This window comes from Pseudomonas kitaguniensis (genome assembly GCF_009296165.1).
Taxonomy (GTDB): domain Bacteria; phylum Pseudomonadota; class Gammaproteobacteria; order Pseudomonadales; family Pseudomonadaceae; genus Aquipseudomonas; species Aquipseudomonas kitaguniensis.
Genome location: NZ_VUAZ01000211.1, coordinates 1 through 11,571 on the forward strand (window position 1 = coordinate 1; position 11,571 = coordinate 11,571).

The window sequence follows — 11,571 nt, forward strand, 5'->3', positions numbered from 1 at the left end:
CAACTGTAAAACTGCTATCGCGAGCAAGCCCGCTCCCACAAACAGCAGAAGCGCATCTGCTGTGTATGCAAAAGCCGCCTTTGGTCTGTTTCAACCGCTCAATCTACTCAGCCACTTCAGCCCGCAACTGACGCGCCGCCGCCACCATGTGAACCAACGCCGCTTCAGTCTCCAACCAACCCCGGGTTTTCAACCCGCAATCCGGGTTCACCCACAACCGCTCCGCCGGAATCCGCTTAACCGCCTTGCGCAGCAAGTTCACCATCTGCGAAACCTCGGGCACCCGTGGCGAGTGAATGTCATACACCCCTGGCCCAATATCATTCGGGTAAGCAAACACCTCAAACGCCTCCAGCAACTGCATGTCCGAACGCGAGGTTTCGATGGTAATCACATCGGCGTCCATCGCCGCGATGGACTCGATCACATCGTTAAACTCGCTGTAGCACATGTGCGTATGAATCTGGGTTTCATCGCGCACACCCGAGGCGCACAAGCGAAACACTTCGGTGGCCCAATTCAGGTAGTGCTGCCACTGCGCCTGGCGCAGCGGCAAGCCTTCGCGAAAAGCCGCTTCGTCGATCTGCACGATCTTGATGCCCGCCGCTTCCAGGTCAAGCACCTCGTCACGAATCGCCAAGGCCAACTGGCGGGCCTGCACTTCACGGCTTACGTCTTCACGCGGGAACGACCACATCAGCATCGTTACCGGGCCGGTCAACATGCCCTTCATCACCTTGTGCGTGAGGCCTTGGGCGTAGCGCGTCCACGCCACAGTCATGGCCTGCGGGCGGCTCAGGTCACCAAAAATCACCGCCGGTTTCACGCACCGTGAACCGTAGCTCTGCACCCAGCCGAAGCGGGTGAATACATAGCCGTCGAGTTGCTCGGCGAAGTACTCAACCATGTCGTTGCGCTCGGCTTCACCGTGTACCAACACGTCCAAGCCGAGGTTTTCCTGCACTTCGACGGCGTGTTTGATCTCGCTGTGCATGGCGTCGACGTAGTCGGCCTGACTCAACTTGCCGGCCTTGTACGATTGGCGCGCCAGACGAATCGACGCGGTTTGCGGGAACGAGCCGATGGTGGTGGTCGGGAACAGCGGCAACTTAAGGCCGGCGCGCTGCTTCTGGATACGTTGCGCAAACGGCGATTGGCGTTGGCTATGCTCGGCGCTGATCGCCGCCACGCGGGCTTGCACCGCAGGCTTGTGGATACGTGGCGAAGCGGCGCGCGCGACGTGCACGGCGCGGCTTTGCGCCAGCGCCGCACGTACCTCAGGCGCATCGGGCTGGCCCACGGCCTTGGCCAGTAGCGCCACTTCTTCGCACTTCTGTACGGCAAACGCCAGCCAGCTTTTCAGCTCGGCGTCCAGCGAGTCTTCACGGCCCAGGTCTACCGGGCTGTGCAGCAGCGAACAGGACGGCGCAACCCACAGGCGCTCACCCAACTTTTGATGCGCGTGTTGCAGCGTGGCCAGGGCGTTTTCCAGGTCGCAGCGCCAAACGTTGCGCCCGTTGACCACGCCCAACGACAACACTTTGTACGCCGGCAGGCGGTCAAGAATGGTCGGGTACTGCTCCGGCGCACGCACCAGGTCGATGTGCAGGCCATCCACCGGCAGGTTGGCGGCCAAGCCGAGGTTTTCTTCGAGGCCGCCGAAGTAGGTGGCCACGAGTTTTTTCAGCGGGTCACGCTGGATCTGGTTATAGGCACGCTCAAACGCGTTTTTCCAGGCTTGCGGCAGGTCCAGCGCGAGGATCGGCTCGTCGATCTGCACCCACTCAACGCCCAGCTCCGCCAAGCGCTGGAAGATCTGGCCGTACAGCGGCAGCAAGCGGTCGAGCAGGTCGAGCTTGTCAAAGTCGCCGCCCTTGGCCTTGCCCAGCCACAGGTAGGTCAGCGGGCCGATCACCACCGGCTTGACGGTGTGGCCGAGGTCGCGGGCTTCTTGCACCTCTTCGAAGAGTTGATCCCAGCCCAAGTGGAAGTGCTGGTCGGCGCTGAACTCAGGCACCAGGTAGTGGTAGTTGGTGTCGAACCACTTGGTCATTTCCTGCGCATGAGCACCGCCGCAGCAGCTGTCGCTGACGCCACGCGCCATGCCGAACAGGGTGTGCAACGTGGCCTTGCCATCCGCTGGGCGGAAACGTTCAGGCACCACACCGAACATCAGCGAGTGCGTCAGCACCTGGTCGTACCACGCAAAATCGCCGGCGGGCAGCAGTTCGATGCCCGCTTGCTGTTGCAGCGCCCAGTGCGCTTTGCGCAGGTCACGGCCAACGGCGCGCAGGCCGGCTTCGTCGAGCTCACCCTTCCAAAACGCTTCCTGCGCTTTTTTCAGTTCACGATCGCGTCCAATGCGCGGAAATCCGAGGGAATGAGCGACTGCCATGACTTACAACTCCAATGCCGATATTTGATGACGGCCATTGTCTGCAAGCGACGATAGTGAAACAAACTCATTTTATTCTAGATGACCGCGAGTTTTTTTCATGTTGTAGCGACCTGCAGTAGAAGAAGTCGGCCAAGTCTACTGAGCGCAATCAAGCCGATTCTTGAACGTTTGTGATTGCCACTGCTAGCACTTTGCCTGCCATAGCGCCTACCATGCAAAGACTCAACTGCCCTAGACAGTGACCCATGATCAAAGCCAGCCTGCGTACCCACCTGACCCTCTGGTTTGCCGGTTTATCATTACTGACATTGTTGATCGTGGGCTTTTACATCGGGCATATCGCCACTGAGCAGGTTAAGCAAGCCAGCGGTAACGCATTGCTCAGCACCGCGCGCTCCAGCGCGGCGTTATTGGCCGTGGAGTTGCGTGAGCGTCAGCTTGAAGTGTCGCTGCTGAGCAAGGCACCGCGGTTTCGCCAAGGCGACCTGGATGCGCCGGACATCCTGACGTTGATGGAGCTGCGCACCCAATCGCGCGCCGAATATGCGTGGATGGGCGTGGCCGACGCCGACGGCCGTGTGCGCCAGGCAGTCAATGGCATGCTGGTCAACCAATCGGTGCAACAGCGGCCCTGGTTTCAGGCCGGCATGCGCAACGAGTACACCGGCGATCCACATGAAGCGGTGTTGCTCGCCAAGCTGCTGCCGAGTGTCAGCAATGACGAGCCGTTGCGCTTTATCGACTTTGCCGCGCCGATTCGCAATGCCAAGGGCGAGACGATTGGTGTACTCGGTGCCCACGCGCACTGGCGCTGGGTGACTCAGATCGTCGATTCGGCGGTGATGCAAAAGAACCCTGCACTCAAACTTGAAGCACTGATCATCGACGCCGACGGCAAGGTGCTTTACCCCGAGCTGCTCGCGGGCGAGCAAATGCCGCAGATTAACCTGCGCGCACCGTCGGGCTGGAGCACCGGCGATGGCTACGTCACTGCTGCGGTCGCGCTGCCGAGCCCCTCCAACGCCAACCTGTCGTGGTACATCGTGGTGCGCCAGCCGCTGGCAATAGCGCTGCACCCGGCACGCGAGCTGCTGTACAAATTGTTGGTGTTGGGCATGCTCGCCGCCATCGTGTTCGCCCTCGTCGCGTACTACCTGGCGTCGACTTTGAGCCGACCTATCGAGCAGCTAGCCAAATCCGCCAAACAGGTGCAGGAGCAGAAGCCCGGCGCCGTGTTCGCGCAACAGCATGCGGTGCTCGAAATCGCCCAACTGGGCCAGTCCATCAGTAGCATGACCCAATCGTTGCTCAACAAGGAGCGCGAGTTGCAGGAGGCCAACGCGTCTCTGGAAGCCACCGTGGCGCAACGCACTGCCGACCTGACGCAAGCCAACGCCGACCTCTTGAGCCTGGCGACTCACGACGCGCTGACCGGCGTGTACAACCGTCGTCGCTTCGACGAAAAACTCGCCGAGTACAGCCTGCTGTTCCAGCGCACCGGCCGCACCTTCGCGCTGCTGCTGATCGACGCCGACTACTTCAAGCGCGTCAACGACACCTACGGCCACGCCGTCGGTGATGACGTGCTGTGCCAACTCGCCGCCGTGATCGAAAGCGCCACCCGCGCCACCGACTTCGTCGCGCGTTATGGCGGTGAAGAATTTGCCGTGTTATTGCCCGAAGTCGAAGCGCCGGACAGCCCCGACGTGGTTGCCGAGAAGATCCGCGCGGCAGTCGCGGCGGCAATCTTCCCAAGCGTGGGCCACGTCACCGTGAGCATTGGTGTGGGCGTGGCCACGCCGTCGGATCGGGATTCACTGGCGCTGCTCAAGCGTGCGGATTTGCAGTTGTATGAAGCCAAGGGTACGGGTCGCAACCGAGTGGCGTGAGCCGCCCTGGTTTTGCCTGGCGCGCCACGGTGCCTGGCGCTGGGGCCGCTGCGCAGCCCCAGCTCCCCAAGCCAAACCTGCTCAACTGTGGGAGCGGGCTTGCTCGCGATGCAGTCACCTCGGTGTGCCTGATTGATAAGTTGATCGCTCCCACAAAAGCGCGCCGAGCTTTTACATCAACGGAATCGAGTAACTCACGAACAGCCGATTCTGGTCCTGGTCGCGTGCCACTTCGCTGCGTGACACGCCGTTGCGCCAGCCGAAACCAAGGTTCTTGAACGTGCCGCTTTGCACCACGTAATCCAGCGAAATATCGCGCTCCCATTCGCTGGCATTGTTGCCGGCGGTGGTGAGGATATGGTCGCCCTTCAAGTACATCACCGACGCTTTCAGGCCCGGCAGGCCGAGTGCGACAAAGTCGTAGGCGTATTGCGCGAAGGCCGTGCGTTCACCGGCCTGGATGAATGTTTGCACGGTGCGGTCGGTGTAGAGGTACAGGCTGGCACCGCCCTCGCCTTTGTTGACCAGGCCGCCCTGGTTGAGTTGGGCGAAGTTGCTGTCGTCCGAGACTTGCTGGTAACCGGCAGTAATCGCGTGCGGCCCCAGCGAGTAAATGAACGCGGCGCTCCAGGTGTTGTTGTCGATTTCGCCATTACCGTTCTTGGTATAACCGCCCAACTTATAACCTTCGGCGCGGCCGGCGACGCTGCTGTTTTTGCCGTCAGAAGTAGTTTTGAAGTAACGCAAATCGGTTTTTAATGAACCGTAGTCGCCCAACGGTAATACATGGATCAAGCCGGCAAAGTGCTGCGTGTAATAGTCTTCGAGGTTGGCATAGTAGTACTGGACCATCAGGTCCTTGTTCACTTGATAGTCGGCGCCGGCGTAGTTGAATGTGTTGCTTTCCTGGGTGCCGCCCGCCGCTGCCAGGCCGCTGCGGTCGCTGGAGCCACGCCCGGTGGTGTGCTGCAATTGGCCGCCGACCAGGGTCAGGTTGTCGATGTCTTTACTGGTGACTTGCGCGCCTTCAAACGACTGCGGCAACAGCCGGCCATCGTTGCTCACCAGAATCGGCAGGTTTGGGCGCAGGTAGCCGTAACGTGCTTCGGTTTTGGCGAAACGTGCCTTGGCCGTCGCCCCTGCACGTGCCCAACTGTCCGCTGCCTTGCCATCGTCGGTGGGGATCATCGAACTGCCGACATGGCGGCCGGTGCCGCTGTCGAGGTTCACGCCGAGCATGCCGATGGCGTCGAGGCCAACGCCAACCGTGCCGTCGGTAAAACCCGATTGGTAGTTGAGGATAAACGCCTGGCCCCACTCTTCGGTCTTGGACGGCGCAGCGGCGCCATCGCGGTTGTCGTTATTGAAGTAGAAATTGCGCATGTTCAAATTGGCTTTGCTGTCGCTTAAAAAATCAGCCGAGGCCAAGGGGCTCAGGGCAATGCCCACGCCGCCAGTCAGTACGCTTAACACAGTCAAAGTAGCTTTCATCAGGACGAACTCCGGCGCGGAATCCAAGTTCCGGGCGCATAAAACAGGCAGCAGGAAGCACACGGCCATCGTTAAGTTGGCCGGCGCGTTAACTAACGTTCAAGTACTTGGTTGGGCGAAGTGAACCTCCGTAAAACTTCAGTCAATCAATCCATGAGCGTCATAAAACGGATACGGTCCCGGGTATTCTCCGAACACCCCGTTGTGGCTGATCAAACCGTGTTGCGCATCCCAGCGGTGCAACAAATAACCCGCCGGTTCCAGGTTGAAATGCGCGGGTGCAGCGTCTTGCAGGTCGAGCACAATCTGGTGCGAGGTGCCGGGGCATACGCAACTGAAACTGCCGCCAAAACGCCGCTGCAGTGGCCGGTGCAAATGCCCACAGAGCAGGCGTTCCACTTGCGGGTGGCGGGCGACAACGTGCTCAAACGCGTCGGCGTTGATAAACGGTTCCTGGTCCATGTGCCCGATGCCGCTGATAAACGGCGGGTGATGCAGCACCAGCAACGTCGGTGCCTCGGGGCGCAGCGCCAACTGTTGGTCGAGCCACTGCAACTGGCTGTGCAACAACTGCCCGCCGTGGCCACCGGGAATGGTCGAGTCGAGGCCGATCAGGCGCAGCGGATAATCGTCCACCACCCAATCCAGCGGGCCGTCTGCCGATGCCGGCAAGTAAGCGTGATCGGCAAACGCCGCCAGCAACGGCGCGCGCGAATCGTGGTTGCCGGGCACCAGATAGCACGGCATGTGCAGGCGCGCGAGTTCGGGGTGCAGCACGGCGTATTCATCAGCGCGGCCAAAATCCACCAGGTCGCCGCTGATCACCACGATGTCGGGGCGTGGGTGACTCGCGTTCAAGTGGTCGACGCGCGGCGCAGCGCGCCCAACGTATCGACCACGCCATAGGTCAGGCGGTTGCCGGCTTTGAGGTGCAGGTCGCTGATCTGCGCAACTAGAAATGGACGGTTCACAAGCAAAGTCTCACGCATTCAGGGTAAACAACATGTGCGGCGCGATGGCCAAGGCAATCGGCGCGCCGACGGCGTAAAAGTGGTTGTCGCTGCTGTCCACCAGCAGCGGTTGCGGGCCGCCCACGTCCACCAGCAAGCGGCTTTGCGCGCCCTGAAAAAACTGCGCCAGCAGGTGGCCGTGCAAGTGCCCCTCGCCTTCCATCACGCGCAAGTGTTCGGGGCGGCAGTACACGGTGGCGGGCTGCTCAAACGCGTGCCACGGCAGTTCGCCGCCGCAGACTTTAAGGCCATGCGCAGTGCGCTCAAGCACCGCGAAGGCATTCAGGTTGCCGACAAAACCTGCCACGAACGCGTTAGCCGGTTGCTGGTAGATTTGCCGCGGGCTGGCCAGTTGCGCGACACGCCCCTGCTCCATCACCAGAATGCGGTCGCCCAGCGCCATGGCTTCGCCCTGGTCATGGGTCACAAACACTGCAGTAATACCGAGGCTGCGCAACAGTTGATCCAGCTCGCTGCGCAGGCGCTCGCGCAGTTGCGCATCCAGCGCCGCGAGTGGTTCATCCAGCAACAGCACTTTGGGGCGCGGCGCCAGGGCACGCGCGAGTGCCACGCGTTGACGTTGGCCGCCCGACAGCTCATGAATGCTGCGCTTGGCGTGATTGCGCAGGCCTACCAGTTCGAGTAATTCGTCGCAGCGCCGGTTGCGCTCCTGCGCCGCCACACCGCGAACCTTCAAGCCATAGACGATGTTGCCAGCCACATCCAGGTTGGGAAACAGCGCGTAATTCTGGAACACCATGCCCACGTCGCGGCGCTCAATGGGCAGGCGCGTCACGTCCTGGTCGCCAAAAAATACCTGGCCGACATCCGGGCGTTCCAGCCCCGCAATCAGGCGCAAGGTGGTGGTTTTGCCACAACCGGACGGGCCAAGAATCGCCAGGGTTTCACCGCCCTCCACGGTCAAGTTCAGGTCATGCACGGCCACGGTGCCGTCGGCGAATGCCTTGCGACAGCCTTGCAGGCGGATAGTGATAGCGGTCATCGACGCTCTCCACGGGACAAACGGGCGCTGATGGCCTGCAACGCAATCAGCAGCGGCACGATCATCAGCAAAAAGATAAGGGTGTAGGCGCTGGCAATTTCCAGCCGCGCCGAGGCGTAGCTGTCGGCCAGACCCACGGGCAGCGTTTTGGTCATGGGCGTGTGGAGCATCCAGGTCAGGTTGAATTCACCCAGGCTCAGGGTGACCACCATCAACACGCCGGCCAGAATGCCCGCGCGGCAGTTTGGTACCACCACGCTGAAAAAGCGTTTGATTGGCCCCGCACCAAGGCTGGCCGCCGCCTCTTCCAACAGCGGCAGTTGCTGGCGCTGCATCACCGCCATGACCGGGCGTACCAGAAACGGCAAGGTGAACAGCACATGGCCGACCAGGATGAATAACCAACTGCTGCGAAACGTGCCGAACTGGCCGTAGGTCAGCAGCAATGCCAAGGCGCTGGCCAGGCCCGGCATCGCCACCGGCAGCACCATCAATTCCTCGAAGGCGCGACTGAAGCGGTTGTTCATGCGCACCAGGGCGTAGGCCGCCGGCACGCCGACCACACACACGCACACCGCGCACGCCACGGCCAGTTGCAGCGACAGCCAAACGGTCGGCGAATAGGCCTGCCACACTTGAAGCAACCAGTCGAAGGTCAAGCCGCTGGACACACCGACGAAGAAGTTGCGCGTCAGCCCGGCAAGCAATGACATCAGCACCGGCACCAACATGAAGGCGCACACCAGCAAGGTAAACAGCAGTTGCAGCACAAACAGCGATGAGCGCTTCACAGGACTGTCCCCGCGTTTTTCACCAGGCGCCGGGTCAGCAACAACACGGCCCAGGTCACCGCGCCGAGCACCACCGAGAGTGCCGCCGCGACGGCGAAGTTGGCGTAGTTGGTGAACACGTTATAGATGGCCACCGGGGTCACATTCAGGCGTGTGCCCAAGGTAAACGCGGTGCCGAAAGCGCCCATCGAGGTGGCGAAACAGATGGCCCCGCAGGATGCCAACGCCGGCGCCAGGCCCGGTACGATCACGTCGCAGACCACGCGCCAGTGCCCTGCCCCCAGCGAATGCGCGGCTTCTTCAAGGCTGCGGTCGAGGCTTTCGCACGCGGCCATCACCGTGAGGATTACCCGCGGAATCGAGAAGTACAGGTAGCCGACAAACAGCCCCGCCAGCGAGTAGGCAAAGATCCAGCGCTCACCCGCCAACTGCAGGCCGAGTGCCGCAAACAAGCCCTGACGCCCGGCCAACAGGATCACCAAAAACCCCACCACCACGCCGGGAAACGCTAGCGGAAACGTGAGCAACGCCACCAGCGCCGAGCGCCCGAAAAACTGTTGGCGCGCGAGGAATACGCCGCTGATGCCGCCCACCAATAACGCCGCGAGTGTGACCACCAGCGCGAGTACCAGGGTTTGCCCAAGGCTGCCCAAATACTGCGCGCTGCTGAGTACCTGCCAATAGCCGCTGCCGTGGCTGTCGCGACGTTCAGTGCCGAGTACGATCAGGTGCGCCAACGGCAATAGCCAGAACGCGAGCAGCACTGCAAACGCCGGGGCCAAGGCCCAGGCTGCGTGTTTTGCCGATGCGGCCACTTACTTGACCTCGTTCAGGTAACGGGCGGCGAAGGCTTCCTGCACAGCGGCCATTTTTTGATAATCGACCACACCGGCACGCGCGTAATCGCTGTCGGGCAAGAACTGCGCGGCGACCTCGGCGGGCATTTTAACCGGGCGCACCGGGCGCAGATACGCCTTGGCCCACAAGGCTTGGCCTTGATCGGAGAGCACAAAATCCAGCACCTTTTCGCCATTCGCGCGGTGCGGCGCGTTGGCCACCAGGCTCATCACGTACGGCACGCTGATGCTGCCCTCCTTGGGGATCACGAAGGCCACGTTGGCGCCGTCTTTGTAGCGTGCGCGGTAGGCGTTGAAGTCGTAGTCGACGAGTATCGGCAGCTCGCCGGAAAGCACCCGCGCATAGGCGGTTTGCTTGGGCACGATGGGCGCGTTTTTCGCGAGCTTCTGGAAGTACTCGATGGCCGGGGCGAAGTTGTCGAGGTCGCCGCCCATGGCACGGTTGATCGCCACCGCCGAGACGTAACCGACAAACGCGCTGGACGGGTCGAGGTAACCGACCATGCCTTTGTATTCAGGCTTGAGCAGGTCGGCCCAGCTTTGCGGAACCGGCAAACCGCCCAGCGCATCGACGTTGACCATGATGCCCAAGGTGCCGGAGTGGATCGCGAACCAGTGGCCGTCAGGGTCTTTCAAACCGGCGGGGATCTGCTCCCAACCCTTGGGCTTGTAGCCCTCGACCACGCCGGCCTTTTGCGCCTGCAAGCCGAAGGTCACGCCGTAGTACACAACGTCGGCGACCGGTGCGGTTTTTTCGGCCACCAGTTGCGCCAGCGACTGGCCGGAGTTCTTGTTGTCGAGCGGCACTTGCACGCCGGTGTCGGCGCTGATCGCCTTGAGCTGCGCGCCCCAATCGGCCCAATCCGGCGGGCAGTTGTAGCAAATCGCGGTCTCTGCAGCCTGAGCCAAACTGGCCGCGCCGCACAGCAGCACGGCGGCCAGGGTTTTACTGAATGCGCGCATCGAGGGTCTCCTCATGGGGTTGAGTACTTTCGCCTGGCCGGATGTGGCAAGGCAGGCAATGGGAAATCGGAGCGTTGCCGGCGATCTGCGCCAGCAACTGGTCAATCACGGTGCTGGCGAGCAAGGCGATGGGCTGCACCACGCTGCAGAGCGTGGGGTGCATCTGGGTGCCGAGGGCGATGCCGTCAAAGCCCATGACCGAGAGTTGCTCGGGCACATTCCAGCCGTTACGGCGCAGTTCGGCGATCAGGCTGATCGCCAAAAAATCGTTGGAACACACCAACGCAGTGGGTGCGTCGGGGCCACTGAGGTACGGCGCGATGGCGGCGAATTCGGCCTGGGTATGCGCGGGCATTTCGATTACCGCGCGGCTTTTCAGGCCGTATTCTTTCATCGCATCGCAGTAACCTGCGTAGCGCAGGCGCGCCCGGTCGGACTGCAAGGCGGGGCCGGCAACCATGCTGATGCGGCGGTGCCCGGCTTCCAGCAAGTAACGCGTGGCGAGTGCCATACCGGCGCGGTTGTCGACCGACACGGCGCTGTAGTTGGGGTTGCTCGGTTGGTGGTAAGCCAGCACGAACGGGGTTTGCTCGGTGTTCAGGCTGCTGAGTACGCTGTTGCTTTCGGCATCGGTGACCGTCAGCACCAGGCCATCGACGCGCTGGCGCAGAAGCTCTTCGACCACAATGCATTCGCGCTCGCTGCTGTAGTCGGTGGTCGCCAGCAACAGGCTGTAACCGCGTAACCGTGCGGCACGCTCCATGGCCTGGAACTGTTCGGCGAACACCGGGTTGAGCAGGTTGGGCACCACCACGCCGATCAGTTGGGTGGTTTGCAGGCGCAGTTGGCGGCCAAGCAAATTCGGCCGAAAGCCCAATTCACGCGCGGCGCAAAACACCTGCTCACGGGTGGCCGGGCGCACCTGATCGGGGGAAGCAAAAGTGCGGGCGGCGGTAGCGCGGGACACGCCGGCCAGCCGCGCAACGTCTTTTAAATCAGTCATTGTTACTCGCTTGAGATCGATCTCATTGGCGAGGACAGTAACGGCGGAATATGGCAGGAAGGTGGTAAGCAGATGACAGTTTGATTGCAGCGCACCTGATGTACACCGATCAAACTGTGGGAGGGGGCTTGCTCCCGATGGCGGCGTGTCAGTGCCAGATGTGCCG

Annotated in this window: 8 protein-coding genes and 1 pseudogene; 1 reads left to right on the forward strand and 8 read right to left on the reverse strand. The window is 61.7% G+C overall.

What is annotated here, in order from left to right; translation table 11 throughout:
• Positions 1 to 103 precede the first annotated feature (103 nt).
• Complete coding sequence (gene metE / locus F0169_RS26495) at positions 104 to 2,395, reverse strand: 5-methyltetrahydropteroyltriglutamate--homocysteine S-methyltransferase (protein ID WP_152748072.1); 2,292 nt, start codon at positions 2,393 to 2,395, stop codon at positions 104 to 106.
• Between the two features lie 248 nt (positions 2,396 to 2,643).
• On the opposite strand from metE, the gene F0169_RS26500 reads away from it, so the two are divergent.
• Positions 2,644 to 4,287: a sensor domain-containing diguanylate cyclase gene (locus F0169_RS26500; protein WP_152748073.1), complete on the forward strand. Its 1,644-nt coding sequence runs from the start codon at positions 2,644 to 2,646 to the stop codon at positions 4,285 to 4,287.
• Between the two features lie 171 nt (positions 4,288 to 4,458).
• On the opposite strand, the gene F0169_RS26505 is transcribed toward F0169_RS26500, so the two are convergent.
• The 7 genes and pseudogenes from F0169_RS26505 to F0169_RS26535 form a co-directional block, all read right to left on the reverse strand.
• Positions 4,459 to 5,778, reverse strand: a complete 1,320-nt coding sequence (locus F0169_RS26505) for an OprD family porin (protein ID WP_152748074.1) — start codon at positions 5,776 to 5,778, stop codon at positions 4,459 to 4,461.
• 138 nt (positions 5,779 to 5,916) lie between these two features.
• Positions 5,917 to 6,749 (reverse strand): annotated as a pseudogene (locus F0169_RS26510) (phosphodiesterase).
• Between the two features lie 10 nt (positions 6,750 to 6,759).
• Positions 6,760 to 7,791, reverse strand: a complete 1,032-nt coding sequence (locus F0169_RS26515) for an ABC transporter ATP-binding protein (RefSeq protein ID WP_122249501.1) — start codon at positions 7,789 to 7,791, stop codon at positions 6,760 to 6,762.
• Positions 7,788 to 8,582, reverse strand: coding sequence for an ABC transporter permease subunit (locus F0169_RS26520; RefSeq protein WP_172979567.1), 795 nt, complete (start codon positions 8,580 to 8,582; stop codon positions 7,788 to 7,790). The genes F0169_RS26515 and F0169_RS26520 overlap by 4 nt, the downstream gene beginning before the upstream one ends.
• Positions 8,579 to 9,397 (reverse strand): ABC transporter permease, encoded by an 819-nt coding sequence (locus F0169_RS26525; protein WP_058415433.1) that lies wholly within the window; start codon positions 9,395 to 9,397, stop codon positions 8,579 to 8,581. The genes F0169_RS26520 and F0169_RS26525 overlap by 4 nt, the downstream gene beginning before the upstream one ends.
• On the reverse strand, positions 9,398 to 10,402 hold the full coding sequence (locus tag F0169_RS26530) for an ABC transporter substrate-binding protein (protein ID WP_152748075.1): 1,005 nt from the start codon (positions 10,400 to 10,402) through the stop codon (positions 9,398 to 9,400).
• The gene (locus F0169_RS26535; protein WP_122249503.1) at positions 10,386 to 11,405 is read right to left on the reverse strand and encodes a LacI family DNA-binding transcriptional regulator; all 1,020 of its coding nucleotides are present in this window, start codon (positions 11,403 to 11,405) and stop codon (positions 10,386 to 10,388) included. The genes F0169_RS26530 and F0169_RS26535 overlap by 17 nt, the downstream gene beginning before the upstream one ends.
• Positions 11,406 to 11,571: the final 166 nt, after the last annotated feature.